At 70.2% G+C, this 13,753-nt stretch carries 17 protein-coding genes; 9 read left to right on the forward strand and 8 right to left on the reverse strand.

Annotated elements, in window-relative coordinates; translation table 11 throughout:
- Nucleotides 1-81 precede the first annotated feature (81 nt).
- Entirely contained in the window at nt 82-831 is a 750-nt protein-coding gene (locus ACIO9J_RS05305) for a hypothetical protein (protein ID WP_401992770.1), read from the forward strand.
- 6 nt (nt 832-837) lie between these two features.
- Here the strand turns inward: ACIO9J_RS05305 and ACIO9J_RS05310 are convergent, their stop codons facing one another.
- The 4 genes from ACIO9J_RS05310 to ACIO9J_RS05325 form a co-directional block, all read right to left on the reverse strand.
- Nucleotides 838-1,482 (reverse strand): LysE family translocator, encoded by a 645-nt coding sequence (locus ACIO9J_RS05310; RefSeq protein ID WP_401992772.1) that lies wholly within the window; start codon nt 1,480-1,482, stop codon nt 838-840.
- Nucleotides 1,483-1,625: 143 nt separating this feature from the next.
- The gene (locus ACIO9J_RS05315; RefSeq protein ID WP_401992775.1) at nt 1,626-2,126 is read right to left on the reverse strand and encodes a cupin domain-containing protein; all 501 of its coding nucleotides are present in this window, start codon (nt 2,124-2,126) and stop codon (nt 1,626-1,628) included.
- A 231-nt stretch (nt 2,127-2,357) separates the two neighbouring features.
- Nucleotides 2,358-3,527, reverse strand: coding sequence for an elongation factor Tu (gene tuf / locus ACIO9J_RS05320; protein ID WP_401992778.1), 1,170 nt, complete (start codon nt 3,525-3,527; stop codon nt 2,358-2,360).
- Between the two features lie 340 nt (nt 3,528-3,867).
- The gene (locus tag ACIO9J_RS05325) at nt 3,868-4,578 is read right to left on the reverse strand and encodes a DNA alkylation repair protein (protein WP_401992781.1); all 711 of its coding nucleotides are present in this window, start codon (nt 4,576-4,578) and stop codon (nt 3,868-3,870) included.
- A gap of 49 nt (nt 4,579-4,627) precedes the next feature.
- On the opposite strand from ACIO9J_RS05325, the gene ACIO9J_RS05330 reads away from it, so the two are divergent.
- Together ACIO9J_RS05330 and ACIO9J_RS05335 are read left to right on the forward strand one after the other, a co-directional pair.
- The gene (locus ACIO9J_RS05330; protein WP_401992784.1) at nt 4,628-5,332 is read left to right on the forward strand and encodes a TVP38/TMEM64 family protein; all 705 of its coding nucleotides are present in this window, start codon (nt 4,628-4,630) and stop codon (nt 5,330-5,332) included.
- A gap of 481 nt (nt 5,333-5,813) precedes the next feature.
- Nucleotides 5,814-6,686, forward strand: a complete 873-nt coding sequence (locus ACIO9J_RS05335) for an undecaprenyl-diphosphate phosphatase (protein ID WP_401992787.1) — start codon at nt 5,814-5,816, stop codon at nt 6,684-6,686.
- A 477-nt stretch (nt 6,687-7,163) separates the two neighbouring features.
- On the opposite strand, the gene ACIO9J_RS05340 is transcribed toward ACIO9J_RS05335, so the two are convergent.
- Nucleotides 7,164-7,760, reverse strand: a complete 597-nt coding sequence (locus ACIO9J_RS05340) for a hypothetical protein (protein ID WP_401992790.1) — start codon at nt 7,758-7,760, stop codon at nt 7,164-7,166.
- A gap of 56 nt (nt 7,761-7,816) precedes the next feature.
- Between ACIO9J_RS05340 and ACIO9J_RS05345 the strand changes: the two genes are divergently transcribed.
- Nucleotides 7,817-7,984: a hypothetical protein gene (locus ACIO9J_RS05345; RefSeq protein WP_401992793.1), complete on the forward strand. Its 168-nt coding sequence runs from the start codon at nt 7,817-7,819 to the stop codon at nt 7,982-7,984.
- Nucleotides 7,985-8,180: 196 nt separating this feature from the next.
- A complete protein-coding gene (locus ACIO9J_RS05350; RefSeq protein WP_401992796.1) occupies nt 8,181-8,372 on the forward strand; it encodes a CsbD family protein in 192 nt (63 codons plus the stop codon).
- Nucleotides 8,373-8,498: 126 nt separating this feature from the next.
- Here the strand turns inward: ACIO9J_RS05350 and ACIO9J_RS05355 are convergent, their stop codons facing one another.
- The 3 genes from ACIO9J_RS05355 to ACIO9J_RS05365 all read right to left on the reverse strand — a co-directional run bounded on the left by ACIO9J_RS05355 (nt 8,499) and on the right by ACIO9J_RS05365 (nt 11,411).
- On the reverse strand, nt 8,499-9,050 hold the full coding sequence (locus ACIO9J_RS05355; RefSeq protein ID WP_401992799.1) for an HAD domain-containing protein: 552 nt from the start codon (nt 9,048-9,050) through the stop codon (nt 8,499-8,501).
- Between the two features lie 69 nt (nt 9,051-9,119).
- The gene (locus ACIO9J_RS05360) at nt 9,120-9,794 is read right to left on the reverse strand and encodes a DUF4352 domain-containing protein (RefSeq protein WP_401992802.1); all 675 of its coding nucleotides are present in this window, start codon (nt 9,792-9,794) and stop codon (nt 9,120-9,122) included.
- A gap of 159 nt (nt 9,795-9,953) precedes the next feature.
- Entirely contained in the window at nt 9,954-11,411 is a 1,458-nt protein-coding gene (locus tag ACIO9J_RS05365; RefSeq protein ID WP_401992805.1) for an MFS transporter, read from the reverse strand.
- 263 nt (nt 11,412-11,674) lie between these two features.
- Here ACIO9J_RS05365 and ACIO9J_RS05370 point away from each other — a divergent pair, with 263 nt between their 5' ends.
- The 4 genes from ACIO9J_RS05370 to ACIO9J_RS05385 all read left to right on the forward strand — a co-directional run bounded on the left by ACIO9J_RS05370 (nt 11,675) and on the right by ACIO9J_RS05385 (nt 13,703).
- Nucleotides 11,675-12,130, forward strand: coding sequence for a MarR family winged helix-turn-helix transcriptional regulator (locus ACIO9J_RS05370; RefSeq protein WP_401992808.1), 456 nt, complete (start codon nt 11,675-11,677; stop codon nt 12,128-12,130).
- A 302-nt stretch (nt 12,131-12,432) separates the two neighbouring features.
- Nucleotides 12,433-12,612 carry a hypothetical protein gene (locus tag ACIO9J_RS05375; RefSeq protein ID WP_401992811.1) on the forward strand — a complete coding sequence of 60 codons (180 nt, stop codon included), beginning with the start codon at nt 12,433-12,435 and terminating at the stop codon, nt 12,610-12,612.
- Complete coding sequence (locus ACIO9J_RS05380; RefSeq protein WP_401992814.1) at nt 12,613-13,113, forward strand: NUDIX hydrolase; 501 nt, start codon at nt 12,613-12,615, stop codon at nt 13,111-13,113.
- Between the two features lie 77 nt (nt 13,114-13,190).
- Nucleotides 13,191-13,703, forward strand: coding sequence for a nuclear transport factor 2 family protein (locus tag ACIO9J_RS05385; RefSeq protein ID WP_401992817.1), 513 nt, complete (start codon nt 13,191-13,193; stop codon nt 13,701-13,703).
- Nucleotides 13,704-13,753: the final 50 nt, after the last annotated feature.

A 13,753-nucleotide genomic window follows, 5' to 3' on the forward strand; every position in this document is an offset into this window, starting at 1 on the left:
ATTCGGGAATGTTCGCCGAACGTCGGCATTGTTCGACAGCGCGCCTCTAGGCTTCTCCTACTCAGGGGAGGGAACGCGACCTTGCGCGACGATTCTTTCGAGCAGCCGGACGCCGCTGAACTGATCGCGGCTCACGAGCGCGCTCTGAGCGGGTTCGCCGAGGCACTCGTCCTGCTGCACATCGACTGCGACGCGCCGCCGCGCTCCGCGCTCACCAAGGGGGCGAAAGCCGCGGGCCGCTGTCCCCTGCCGGCTTCGTCACTCACCGAGGTGTTCCAAGGACGACGCCTGCCCAAGCTCGACTTCACCGTCGAGCTCGTACGCCAACTGCGTCCGGGGGACGCGGATCTGCTCGACGAATGGCGCGAGCGCTGGCGCTCGGTCAAGCGCGCCGAACAGAAGGCCGCACCGGCACGGCGCGCACTCAAGCTCCGCTCTCAGAACGGGAAACCGTCCGCGTCCACGGGGAGTTCCGCGCCTGCCGACGTACCCGAAGGACACAAGGCGGAAGTCCCCCGCGATGCCGAGAAGAAGAACGGCCCGGTAGAAGACACTCCGCAATGCCCGGTGTGCCGCCTTCCGGCGCTGAAGGATTTCGCGGAGGTCTGGGCCTGCGACGGCTGCGGAGGAGTCAGCAGATGGGACGCGAGCCGCACGGTGGTCCTCATGGACTCGTCCCGCGGACGGACCTCCTTCGAGGCCAACGCCTATATCTGCGCCACATGCGACCTGCTCGTACACCCCTTCAAGATGCGGGGGGACCGCTGCCCCCGCTGCCGAACCCACCTCGTGTCGGGAGCGCGTACGCGGGACGAGGACACGGTCTGGTGACGCGCGTCAGTCGGCGCGCCCCGTCGCCGCCACCGTCACGCCCAGGCCGATCATCGCGAAGCCGCCGGCCCCGCCGACCATCGAGAGGCGGCGCTCCGAGCGGGCGAACCAGGAGCGGGCCGCGGAGGCGCCGAGCCCCCAGAGGGTGTCCGTGACCAGGCCGATGGTGACCGGCACCAGGCCGAGCACCATCATCTGTAGGGGCAGACGGCCCGCGGAGTGGTCCACGAACTGGGGCAGTACCGCCGCGAAGAAGACGATGCCCTTCGGGTTGGTGACGCCGACGAAGATGCCGTCCAGGATTGTGCGCAGATCGCCGCGCCGCTCCCCCGCCGGGGCCTGCATGTCGGCCGCGCGCATCTCCTTGCGGTGACGGAAGGCCTGGACACCCAGGAAGACGAGGTAGACCGCACCGGCCAGCTTGACGCCCACGAACACCGCCGCCGAGCCCGCCACCAGCGCGCCGAGGCCCCAGGCCACGGCGACCACCAGGAGGTACGAACCGATCAGATTGCCGAGGACCGTCGCGAGCGCCGTGCGGCGGCCGTGCGCGAGGGCCCTGCCGATCACGAACAGCACGCTCGGACCCGGGATCACGATCACCAGCAGCGACATCGCCGCGAACGCGAGAATCCTGTCCGTGGACACCACTTCCGCCACCTCCTGAACCTCGGCCGAGGCCGGACAGCCGGGACCATACAAACAGATACCCCACACCGAAGCACACGAGTCGGCCGCCCCAACGGGCGGCCGCGCCTCGCGAGTTGCTTCCTGGCGGCCTAATTCCTTGCGGCTTACTTCTTGGCGGCCTCCAGCGCGGCCTGCCAGACGGGGCTGTCGACGTAGTGGTTGTCGTACAGCTCCGAGGACTTCTTGATCTCCTCGAAGCCGGCCTCGCCGCGCATCACCCGGCCGAGCAGGCGCAGGTAGTCGAAGCGCGGCATGCCGGGGCTGAAGACGAACAGCACGTCCGCCACGCGGCCCGGGGCCGCGGCGAAGGCGTGCGGGGTGTGCGGCGGCACCAGGAGGAAGTCGCCCTTCTCCAGGACCTTCACCTCGTCGTCGATCAGCACCTGCAAGGCGCCGTCGATGACGAAGAACAGCTCGGACGCCTTGGTGTGGAAGTGCGCGGGAGCGCCGATCGCGCCCTCCGCGAAGGTCGAGCGGTAGCTGGTCAGTTCGCTTCCCGCCGTGCCGTGGTCGGCGAGCAGGGTCATCACGCTGCTGGGGTCCGCGGTGGTCTCGGCGGTGGCGGCGCGGGTGAGGACGGCCTTGGGTGCGGGCTGCGCGTTCATCACGATCGTTCCTGTCTCTGAGCTGCGGCTCCGGTCCCTCCCGGCGCCTTGTGAGAACAACTCTATGGAACCGATAGACCCGTGGTCAGGTGCATTTTGCTGTCCGATTCATGGGTCAATTCCGTCGGCGTCCACCCCGCGCGGAGACGACGGACGCCCGCCCGGCACGGACCGCGGAACGGTCCGTGCCGGGCGGGTCGACGGCCCGTGCCGGGCGGGCGCGTGGCCCCGTCAGACGACCTCCGTCACCGTGCCCGCGCCCACCGTGCGTCCGCCCTCGCGGATCGCGAAGCCGAGGCCCGTCTCCAGCGGCACGTCACGGCCGAGCTCGACCGTCATCGTGACCGTGTCGCCGGGCCGGGCGACGGCCGCATCGCCGAGGTCGACGTCGCCGACCACGTCCGCGGTGCGGATGTAGAACTGCGGCCGGTAGCCCGTGGCGACCGGTGTCCTGCGGCCGCCCTCCCGCGCCGAGAGGACGTACACCTGTGCGGTGAAGCGCCGGCTCGGAGTGACGCTGCCGGGCGCCGCCACGACATGACCGCGTCGTACGGCGTCGCGTGGCAGCCCGCGCAGCAGCAACGCCACGTTGTCCCCCGCCTGCGCCTCCTCCATCGGCTTGCCGAACGTCTCCAGGCCGGTGACCACCGTCTCCGTGTCGGCGCCGAGCACCTCCACGCGGTCGCCGACGCGCACCGTGCCGCGCTCGACGGCGCCGGTGACGACGGTGCCGCGCCCGGTGATGGTGAGCACGTTCTCGACGGACAGCAGAAAGGGCGCGTCGAGATACCGCTCGGGCATCGGCACGTACGTGTCGACGGCGTCGAGCAGCGCCTCGACGGCGGCCGTCCACCGCGGGTCGCCCTCCAGGGCCTTGAGCCCCGACACCCGTACGACAGGGACGGAGTCCCCGCCGTACCCGTGTGCGGAGAGCAGGTCGCGGACCTCCAGCTCGACGAGGTCGGTGAGCTCCTCGTCGCCCGCGTCGGCCTTGTTGAGGGCGACGACGATGTGGTCGACGCCGACCTGCCGGGCGAGCAGCACGTGCTCCGCGGTCTGCGGCATGATCCCGTCGAGCGCGGAGACGACGAGGATCGCCCCGTCGAGCTGCGCGGCTCCGGTGACCATGTTCTTGACGTAGTCGGCGTGTCCTGGCATGTCGACGTGCGCGTAGTGCCGGGTGTCGGTCTCGTACTCGACGTGCGCGATGTTGATGGTGATGCCGCGCTGCGCCTCCTCCGGGGCCCGGTCGATGCGGTCGAAGGGCACGAACGTGCCGGTGCCGCGCTCGCTGAGGACCTTGGTGATGGCGGCGGTCAGGGTGGTCTTGCCGTGGTCGACGTGGCCCATGGTGCCGATGTTGAGGTGGGGCTTGGTGCGCACGTATGCCGTCTTGGACATGGCTGTTCCTTCTCCGGAACTCGAAGCTGTTGTCCCGGACCGGCGGCTGCGCGCGGTGCGGGACGGGGACCCCGGGGCGGAACCGACCCTCCCCCTGAGGGGTCCGCCGGAGTGTCCGGGGAGGGTCAGCTTCGGGCGCCGTCAAAGGCGTCGGGTGCGAGGAAGGCAGCCTTCGCAGCGCCCGCGAGTGCGGGCGTCGCTGCGAGGAAGGCGTACCGGAACATGGCACTGATCCTCACCGAAGGAAGCGCCCACGTCGAATGGTTTTATCCCGAACGACACGTTCCGCACCCCGAGTTGTCCCGCCCCTGTCGTCCGGCTCTCGCGGGGGCCCGCCGACTCAGAGGTTCTTCAACGCTTCCCGCACCGACAGCGGCGCGAGCCTGCCCCGCTCCCGCTCGACGAAGGCGCGTACGGCGTCGGGGTCGGTCTTGGCGTACTCGCGCAGGCACCAGCCGATGGCCTTGCGGATGAAGAAGTCGGGGTGGCCCGCCTGCCGCACGCAGTAGGCGAAGAGCCGCTCGCTGTCGGTCGCCGACTTGTAGCGGAGCTGGTGGAGGAGGGCGGTGCGGGCCACCCACAGGTCGTCGTCCTCGATCCACGCGTCCATGGCGCTCCGCAGCGCGGGATCGGCCTCGACGAGACCGCCCACGACGTGCGCGGCGAGCGCGTCGACGGTGTCCCACCAGGAGCGTGTCGCCACGAGGTGCCGGGCGACGGGCAGGAACTCCGACGAGCACCGCTTCACGTGGCGGCGCAGATAGTCCGCCGCGAAGTAGGCGTACTCGCGCTCGGGCAGTTCCCAGCAGCGCAGGGCGATCGCCGCGCAGTCCCTCTCGTCGGGGCGCGGGGTCCCCGCGAGCACGGCCCGGGACAGCTCGTGGCGCACCGGCGAGGTGAGCCCGAGGAAGGGCGCGATGTCCTTCATGTACGCGCGCATCTGCTCGGCCCGCGCCGGATCGGCCGCCGCGGAGTAGGCACCGACGAGCCGTTCGAGCACCGTATCGGCGAGATCGCTCTGCGGAACGGGCATCGGGACTGTGACGCTCATGAGACGCACCATACGGCGATCAGACGCATGGGCCGGTTACTCTTCCCGGATGTTCGAGACCGCCACCACCCGTCCGCAGGGCTTCGCCGTGCGCTGCACCAGGGCGCTGCTCTCGCCGTGGTCGCGGCTGTCCCTGCTGGTGGTGCTGCTCGCCGCGGCCGGTACGTGCGTCCTGCTCTTCGAGCCGCAGCGACTCATCTCGGACGGCTTCCCGGCCCAGCTGGGCGGCGCGACGGCGGTGGCCCTGTTCGCGGTCGCGTACGGGGCGTGCACCGCGGCGTTCGTGCCGCGGCCGCTCCTGAACCTCGCGGCGGGCGCCCTCTTCGGTACGACGGCCGGGCTGGGCGCGGCGCTGGCCGGCACCGTGTTCGGCGCCGGGATCGCCTTCGGCCTCGGCCGGATGCTGGGCCAGGACGCGCTGCGGCCGCTGCTGCGGGGCAAGTGGCTGAAGGCGGCGGACGGCCAGCTCAGCAGGCACGGCTTCCGCTCGATGCTGGCGGTCCGCCTCTTCCCGGGCGTGCCGTTCGCGGCGGCGAACTACTGCGCGGCGGTCTCCCGGATGGGCTGGCTCCCCTTCCTCCTCGCCACGGGCATCGGCTCCATCCCCAACACCGCGGCGTACGTGATCGCGGGCGCCCGCGCGTCGACGCCGACGTCGCCCGTGTTCCTGATCGCGATGGGGTTCATCGCGGTGACCGGGCTCGGCGGGGCGGCGGTGGCGTGGTTCAAGCGGCACCATTTGCGTGGGCACTGAGGCGGTTGGTTCTGCGGGGGCGCTTGTTGTGCCTCCTCTGTCTGCCGGGGCCGGCACGTCGACCACCAGCTGGTGCGCAAGATCGACGCCCCTCCGCGACGCGGCTTTGCCGCCTGGTGGGAGCCGGTGCCCGGGAGACGGCAACCCGCAGCGAGCGCTCGCGCCTCACGGCTCACACAGCTCTCGCGGCCCTCACGGCTTACACAGCTCTCACGGCTCACGCCAGCCGTCCGAATGCCGCACGAAACACACGCTCCCCCACCTCGTCCTCCCCCACCTCACCCCACCCCACCCACACGCCGCACAAAGGCCCTCCGAGCCTCCCGTTCACCCGAGCCGGTTACGCTGCCCCCGACGAGGGGACGTGACCGCCCCTCGCCGCCCCGGCGTTCGCGCCGCAGCACCGCCTCTCGTTGACCGCTATCACCGCACCCGCATCCCTTCGCGGCCTGATGATCAGTACTTGGACGGCGCAGTTTTCATGTCTTGGCTTGAATCCTTCATCCTCGGGCTCGTCCAGGGGCTGACCGAGTTCCTCCCGATCTCCTCCAGCGCGCACCTGCGCCTCACCGCGGCGTTCGCGGGCTGGCACGACCCCGGAGCGGCGTTCACGGCGATCACGCAGATCGGCACGGAAGCCGCCGTGCTGATCTACTTCCGCAAGGACATCGCCCGCATCCTGTCGGCGTGGTTCGGCTCGCTGTTCGGCAAGGTGCCGCGCTCCGACCACGACGCGCAGATGGGCTGGCTGGTCATCGTCGGCTCGATCCCGATCGGCGTCCTCGGCGTGACGTTCAAGGACCAGATCGAGGGCCCCTTCCGCGACCTGCGCCTGATCGCCACGACGCTCATCGTGATGGGCATCGTCCTCGGCATCGCCGACCGCCTGGCGGCCCGCGACGAGGTGGGCGGCAAGCACCGCGCCATACGGCACCGCAAGGACCTCAAGGAACTCGGCGTCAAGGACGGCCTGATCTTCGGCTTCTGCCAGGCGATGGCCCTGATCCCGGGCGTCTCCCGCTCGGGCGCCACGATCAGCGGCGGCCTCCTGATGGGCTACACCCGCGAGGCGGCGGCCCGCTACTCGTTCCTCCTGGCCATCCCGGCCGTGCTTGCCTCGGGCGTCTTCGAACTCAAGGACGCGGGCGAGGGCCACGTCTCCTGGGGCCCCACGATCTTCGCCACGATCGTCGCCTTCGTGGTCGGCTACGCGGTGATCGCGTGGTTCATGAAGTTCATCACGACCAAATCCTTCATGCCGTTCGTCTACTACCGGGTGCTGCTCGGCATCGTGCTCTTTGCCCTGGTGGGAGCGGGTGCATTGAGTCCTCACGCGGGCGAATCAGCAGGCTGAAAGTGGGCTTGAACCGGGCCACACAGGTAGCGAGATCCAGCATTTTCCAGCACCTGATTGCAGCACCGCGCCATGATCATCTCCCACTTCTCTCCCACTGGGGAGGCGGGATACACCCCACCAGGACGTGTGCGCCCGCAAAGTAGGGGAGATGACGCAGGGCGACTGTGACGGCGGATCGCGTGGCGGAGTTCCAGGCCGAGTTGCGGAGGCTGGCGCGCGCGGCTGCCGACGGCTGAACCATCTGAGGGCGGGGCCTTGGGGCCCTGCCCTTCCCGGGCGGCGCAGCTATCGTGCGGCGCATTGCTCGGCGGTCTCGTTCCCGTCGACGCCGACGACAGTGATCTGCCCCACCGGCGCAGTTGCCGCATGGTGTCGGCGTTCATGGAAACGGAGTGTCCGGCTGGAGGCTAGTCCGCCTGCCGCCTGCCTGAGCCACGGGCGACCCCTCCCAGAGCCCCGCCCGCGCCACACGGGTCAGTCGCGTACGGCCCGACCAATGCCGACCGACCGGTTCGCCTCCTCGACGAACCTCTGCCTGGCGTCCCGCAGTCGCTGGTGCGCGGCCCGGAACTCGCCCCGGGCCCGCTCGAATTCGTCCAGCTCTTCCGGTGGGAAGTAGTCCTCCGCGTCGCGCGGCGTTCCGTCCTGGTAGAACGCAAGGCCCACCGCCGCGTCAGCCGCTTCCACGCAGCGGGCGCTCAGCTCTTCCGCCCGGGACGCCAGGCCCGCCGGCCCGGCGAGCTCACCGCGGGCGCGTGCCTCGACGAACTCCGCCATCGCCTTGCCGAGGGGATCCGGCAGATTGGTGCCGGTGCCGAGGGGCCGACTCGCGCTGACGCGCCGCCCCGTCTCCGCGTACTCCCGTACCGCCAGTGCCAGGGCATCGGCTTTGGAGAGGAACGGCACCCACTCCTTTCGCGCTTCGGCACGCTCTTCCCTCGCCCGGTCCTCCAGGTCGGACGCGCGGGTGCGCCGGTGGATGTCGAGCTGCGTCCGGCGTGTCATCAGTGCGGCGAAAAGGGCCGCGGTGGCAGCGACGCACGAGGCGACCACGGGAATCCACGTCTCCATGCCCCCATCGTGCTCTCGCTCCACACCGCCGGCAGGCGACTTGAGCCGGTCCAGAGGTGAGACTGGTTGCCACCCGCACCGCCAAGGAGCACCACGTGATCCCGCTCTCCCTGTACCTGCCCGGCTCGGGCGCCCTCCCTCGCTGGGCGCAGATCGCGGTCGGCGTCGTGGTTCTCGGCCTCGTGGCCACCCGCCTGTGGCTGTTCCTACGCCGCCGTAAGTGAACCGCCGTAAGTGAACGTCTTCGTCGGCGGGTGTCTGCCTCGACCAGCCGCTTCCCCCACCGCCGGCTCATGCGTATCCAGCCTCGGCGGTGTTCGTCGAATGCGCCACATCACGCAGCGCTACCTTCCAGCGGGCGAGAACTGGGTACCCGACCTACGTTGATCAGGTACCTGACCCGCACCGTAGGGAGTAGTCATGGGCGACGACGGCAACATGGACAAGCTCAAGGGCAAGGCCAAGGAGATGCTCGGCAAGGCCACCGGCGACGAGCGCAAGGAAGCCGAGGGCAAGACCGATCAGGCCAAGGGGGGCGTCAAGGACACGATGGACTCCATGAAGGAACGCGCCGAGGGCATGAAGGACTCGCTGAAGCGCGACGACTCCTGACGCCTTCCGCAGGAGCAACACGTCACGTTCCACATGCTGAAGCCCCGCCGACGACAGAGGTGGGGCTTCGGCATGCGGCCCCGGGATTCTCAGGACCGTTCGGCGGGCCGACAAGGCGGTGGGCAATCAGGCACCGCAGGTCATCCCGGCAGCCCGCGCACCACGCAGCCACGCGTCGAGCATCGCGAAGTCCCCGTCCCTGAGGCCGAGCGCGGGGTCGACCCGGTGGAGGAGGGCGCGTCCCGGGTGGTGCGCCGTCATCCAGGCCCTGTCCCTGTCGGTGATCTCGTCGTCGACCCAGACGAAGGGACGTCCCGCGGCCGTGTCGCGGAGGACGCGGGTCTTCCAGTGGAGGCCGTCGGGCGTCTCGGCCTCCGTGGCGGGGTCCGGCCAGTCCACCAAGGGCAGTTCGGGCAGGCCCAGCCACGGCGCGAGGTACTCGTTCGCATCGGACATCCACGTCGTGGCCCAGACGAGCGTGCACGGCAGCGCGAGCAGCCTCGCCCCGAGCGACGGGTCGAGCCTCGTGATCAGCGGGTTGGCATCGGCCGCACGTGTGGCGCCCCGGCCAGTCCCGTACGTCGGATATCCGTCGGGGAGCTGTTGCCGCGTCGCCCCGAAGGGGATCAACGGGCCGTCGACGTCGAGGAAGAGGAGAGGCAGCGCGTTACCGGTCACGATCGAACGGTAGTCAGTAACGGGCAGCCCCTGCCCCTGCAACAGCCACAGCCGCAGCCGCAGCCGCCCCTACTTCAACTTCCACTCCCCCGTCTTGTCGGAGAACCCCGAGTCCATCGCGAACTGGACGACATCCGCCTTGGACGCCTTGGGGAGTTCGAAAGTGATCCAGCCGAGCGCCTTCGCGCCGGGGCGGAGCTTGACGTCGGACGACATCGACGGGCCCGCGGTGATGTCCGCGAACGTCGTCTGGAACTGCTGGCCCTGGGAGTCGGCGAGCTGGGCGCCGTTCTGTGGGCTGTCCGCGTACGGCTTGGTGCCGGTGTTGACCAGCTGGAACTGGACGGCCAGCCAGCGCTTGCCGGACTCGGGGGCGGTGAACTCGTCGCTGGACTTGGCGTTGTCGGCGACCTTCACGACGGTGACGTCGAGCTTGCTGCCCTTGTCCATGCCCGTGAGCTCGATGGTGTCGCCGACCTTCGCCACCTCCTGCTTCTCGGCGTCCACGACGGGCTTCTCCGTCGTCCCGTCCTCGTCGGCCTTCTTCTCGTCGGCCTTCGCGCCGTCGGCCTTGTTCTCGTCGGACGAGGCGGTCGGCTTGGGCTTGGTGCTCACCTCGTCGTCGCCGCCCACGCAGGCGGTGAGACCGGTGAGCGCGCCGAGCGCGAGGACGGCGGCGGCGACGGTTCTGACACGGGTGGTACGAGCCGTACGAGCGGTACCAGCAGTACGAGCGGTGCGCATGTTCTCCCCCAGGGTGAATGACCAACACGTGGAGGACTCGTGAAGGTCCCGTGGGGTTGTACGGGACCTTCACGCGATTCCGGCGGCTGCCCGATTCCGGAACCCAGTTCCGCCCACCTAGTTCCGGCAACCCACTTCCGCCCGCCCAGTTCCGCCCACCTAGTTCCGGCCCCCCGCCACCAGCCGCCCCGCGCCGTCTCCCTCCCCCTGCGCCGCCGCAACCCCCCGCACCGCCGGAATCATCGCCGCCACCGCCGCCGCGACCAGCGCGACACCGCAGCCGATCAGCAGGCCGACGCGGAAGCCGTTCTCGGAGGGCAGCACGTGGCCGCCCATCGTGATGGTGAGCTGGGCGAGGACCACGCCGACGACCGCGGCGGAGAACGAGGTGCCGAGCGAACGCATCAGCGTGTTGAAGCTGTTGGCCGCCGCCGTCTCGGACTTGGGCACCGCGCTCATGATGAGCGCGGGCATCGCCCCGTACGCCAGGCCCACACCGCTGTTGGCGACCAGGGACACCACGAGCAGGCCCCACGTGGAGCCCATCAGCGGCATCGCGAGCCCGTAGCCGACCGAGATCACCAGAGCGCCGGTGACCAGGGTGAACTTGGGGCCCCGCGCGACGGTCAGCTTTCCGCCGACGGGCGACACCACCATCATCATCAGACCCGCGGGCGCCATCCACATGCCCATGGCGAACATCGACTGCCCGAGCCCGTAACCAGTGGCCTCAGGCAACTGCAAGAGCTGAGGGAGGATCAGCGCCTGTGCGTACATGCCGAATCCGACGAGGACCGAGGCCACGTTGGTCAGCAGGACGCGGGGGCGGGCCGTGGTGCGCAGGTCCACCAGTGGGTCGCGGGAGCGCAGTTCCCACCAGCCCCAGACGAGCAGCGCCAGCACGGCCGCGCCGAGCAGGCCGAGCGTGGTGCCCGAACCCCAGCCCCAGTCCGCGCCCTTGGAGACGCCGAGCAACAGACAGATGAGCCCGGCGCCCAGGCCGAAGGCACCCACGAAGTCGAAGCGCTGCCCCTGCGCGCCCGCCGGCGTTGCGGGCACCAGGAACCAGATCATCGCGCCGATGAGCAGCGCGAGCGCGGCCGCGCCCCAGAAGAGCACCCGCCAGCTCGCGTACTCGGCGATGCCCGCCGATATCGGCAGACCGAGACCGCCGCCGATGCCCATCGACGCGCTGACCAGCGCGATGGACGAGCTGAGCTTCTCCGGCGGGACCACGTCCCGCAGCAGGCTGATGCCGAGCGGCACCACGCCCATGCCCATGCCCTGGAGCCCGCGGCCCACGATCATCGGGCCGACCGAGGAGGTGAGGGCGCAGACGACGGAGCCGATCAGCAGCGGCACGCAGGACACGAGCAGCATGCGGCGCTTGCCGTAGAGGTCGCCGAGCCGGCCGCTGACCGGAGTGAAGACCGCCGCCGAGAGCAGCGTCGCGGTGATCACCCAGGACGCGTTGGACGAACTGGTGTCCAGGATCCTCGGCAGCTCGCCGATGAGCGGGGTCACCAGGGTCTGCATGACCGCGGCGACGGTGCCGGCCAGCGCGAGCGTGGCGACGACGCCGCGCGGGCTGCTGGGTGTCGGCTGGGGGCCGTCCATGACGGGGCTCCTCTACGGGTTCGACTGTGCGAGCCCGTCGGGGGCCGCGCCGGGGGCGGCCTCGCGTACGACACCGGGACACCGGGCGCCGCGGTATCGGCGGGCACAATGGATGTGCATCGTACACATTCCATGCATCAAGCACATTGAATGGTGCGTGCACATCGCATGGCCCCTACATAGCGCATGGCCCATACATGCCGTGTGGTAGAGATGGCCGGGACCAGCGACGGGGACGAACAGGACGGCGGAGGAAGAAACACATGGGCAGGGCGACGCACCGGGTCGAGTACGAGCAGATGCTCCTGGGCCGCTACCTGCACCTGCACAAGTCGAAGGGGCGGCGGGCCGACAGCACCCTGGACCGCAGCGCGTACATCCTGCTCAGCCGCATCCGCATGCAGGGCCCGATGACCATCGGACAGCTCGGCGACGCCTTCGGGCTCGACACGTCGACGCTCAACCGGCAGACCGCCGCCGCCGTCCGCGGCGGGCTCATCGAGCGCATTCCGGACCCGGACGGCGGCATGGCGCGCAAGTTCCGCATCACCGCCGAGGGCGAGCGGCGCCTCGACGCGGAGCGCGAGGGGATCACCCGCAGCCTGGACCGCATCATGAGCGAGTGGGCCGACGAGGACATCGAGGCGTTCGCCGGCTATCTCAAGCGCTTCAACACGGACATCGAACGCGTCGAGGGCCGCCCCTGGCCCCGGCCCTGAGACAGAGATCCCTCAGGACTGCGGGCGGCTGCCGTGATTGGCCGCGTGCTTGCGGCGTGCCTTCTTCTTACGGCGTCGCTTCGAGGACATCGAGCCACCTCTTTCGGGTTATTTCTCCCAGCTTGACCGCCTTCTACGGTTCCATACCGTTCCGAGCCCGGCGACCCGACCGGTTTCCGCCGATCCGAGCCCGGCGCCCCGGCGTCTTATGTGAGGTCATCGACCGACACGACGATCACATGGCGCAGGTGTGCGGTAGCTGACAGTTCCGATTGTCGTAGCCATCCCCTAGGGTTGACTCCATGCCCTTAACCCCACCACCCCATGGTTCCGCGCGGTCTTCCGGCGAACTGAACGAGCGGATCCGCGGCCTGTGGCTGCGCGCGGGCGGCCGCCTCTCCGCCGAACAGCGCAGGGAGTACGAGCAGTTGGTGACGGAATGGGCCGCCGCGGTCCGCGAGGAGATCGTGAAAGCTGCCTAGATGAGGCCGTTCGGCATCGACCGTGACGTCGAGGTGCCCGTGCCCGCCGAAGGGGAGACCTGGGCGGTCGGCGCGGTGATCCTCAACGACCTGGGCGAGGCGTTCGCACAGAAGCGCGGGCCCGAGCACCCCTTCCCCGACTGCTGGGACGTCGTGGGCGGCCAAGTCGCACCCGGCGAAGGGCTGCTCGACGCCCTGGCCCGCGAGATCGAGGAGGAGACGGGCTGGCAGCTGCGGCGCGTACGAAGATTCCTCGGCGTCGCCGTCCGGCGGAGCGACGACGGAGACGGCGTGCGGCACGAGGCCGACTTCGTGGTGGAGGTCACCGGCGACCTGGCCCACCCGGCCGTCGAGTGGTCCCGGCACAGCACGTACGCCTGGTTCGGCCCCGCCGATCTCCCCCTGCTCAAGGAGAACCGCGCGCCCGGCGAGTGCCTGGTCCACGACCTGATCAGCCGCGCGCTCCCCCGGCACGGGAAAGGGCACGGCCCGTGGGCCTAGCCCTGGCCCTGGCCCCGGCAACTCTTGTCCCGTGCACGCCTCTTGGCTCCCCACCTCCCGTGCCCAACACTGAGCCGATGACGCAGCGCGTGGAACTCGCCGCAGTGATGGACCGGTTGGCCATCGACGCCCTCATCACCGACTACGCCGTGACCGTCGACGACGGTGACTGGGACGCCTACCGTCGGCTGTTCGCCCCAGGAGGGCGCGCCGACTACCGCTCCGCGGGCGGCATCGAGGGCGCGGCCGCCGATGTCGCCGCCTGGCTGACCGAGACCCTGCGGATGTTCTCGATGCGCCAGCATCTGATCGTGAACCGGCGGCTGGAGTTCGGAACGCTCGACCAGGACACCGGGGACACCGCGCGCGTGCTCGCCGACTATGTGAACCCCATGGCGTTCGCGGCGGACGGGACGCACGCGGCCGCAGGCGCCGACGGCCCCGACGGGGCAGCGCAGGGGACCCCCGAGCCGGACTTCGTCTGCGGCGGCCGCTACTCCTTCGGGCTGCTCCGCACGCACGGCGGCTGGCGGCTCAGCGAGGTCGTCGTCACGGAGAAGTGGCGCAGGATCACCCCGCACCCGGGGTAGCCACCCCGGCCTGAACGCGTTCCGGCCATGCGCGTCCCCCGCCCCTCACA

The sequence above is a fragment of the Streptomyces sp. NPDC087300 genome (assembly GCF_044744425.1).
In the GTDB taxonomy this organism is placed as follows: Bacteria; Actinomycetota; Actinomycetes; order Streptomycetales; family Streptomycetaceae; genus Streptomyces.

Excerpts from the sequence above, each read along its gene's own strand:
- ACIO9J_RS05315 (WP_401992775.1), bottom strand. The coding sequence starts at position 2,126 with ATGAACGCGCAGCCCGCACCCAAGGCCGTCCTCACCCGCGCCGCCACC.
- tuf (WP_401992778.1), bottom strand. The coding sequence starts at position 3,527 with ATGTCCAAGACGGCATACGTGCGCACCAAGCCCCACCTCAACATCGGC.
- ACIO9J_RS05325 (WP_401992781.1), bottom strand. The coding sequence starts at position 4,578 with ATGAGCGTCACAGTCCCGATGCCCGTTCCGCAGAGCGATCTCGCCGAT.
- ACIO9J_RS05330 (WP_401992784.1), top strand. The coding sequence starts at position 4,628 with ATGTTCGAGACCGCCACCACCCGTCCGCAGGGCTTCGCCGTGCGCTGC.
- ACIO9J_RS05335 (WP_401992787.1), top strand. The coding sequence starts at position 5,814 with ATGTCTTGGCTTGAATCCTTCATCCTCGGGCTCGTCCAGGGGCTGACC.
- ACIO9J_RS05340 (WP_401992790.1), bottom strand. The coding sequence starts at position 7,760 with ATGGAGACGTGGATTCCCGTGGTCGCCTCGTGCGTCGCTGCCACCGCG.
- ACIO9J_RS05350 (WP_401992796.1), top strand. The coding sequence starts at position 8,181 with ATGGGCGACGACGGCAACATGGACAAGCTCAAGGGCAAGGCCAAGGAG.
- ACIO9J_RS05360 (WP_401992802.1), bottom strand. The coding sequence starts at position 9,794 with ATGCGCACCGCTCGTACTGCTGGTACCGCTCGTACGGCTCGTACCACC.
- ACIO9J_RS05365 (WP_401992805.1), bottom strand. The coding sequence starts at position 11,411 with ATGGACGGCCCCCAGCCGACACCCAGCAGCCCGCGCGGCGTCGTCGCC.
- ACIO9J_RS05370 (WP_401992808.1), top strand. The coding sequence starts at position 11,675 with ATGGGCAGGGCGACGCACCGGGTCGAGTACGAGCAGATGCTCCTGGGC.
- ACIO9J_RS05375 (WP_401992811.1), top strand. The coding sequence starts at position 12,433 with ATGCCCTTAACCCCACCACCCCATGGTTCCGCGCGGTCTTCCGGCGAA.
- ACIO9J_RS05380 (WP_401992814.1), top strand. The coding sequence starts at position 12,613 with ATGAGGCCGTTCGGCATCGACCGTGACGTCGAGGTGCCCGTGCCCGCC.
- ACIO9J_RS05385 (WP_401992817.1), top strand. The coding sequence starts at position 13,191 with ATGACGCAGCGCGTGGAACTCGCCGCAGTGATGGACCGGTTGGCCATC.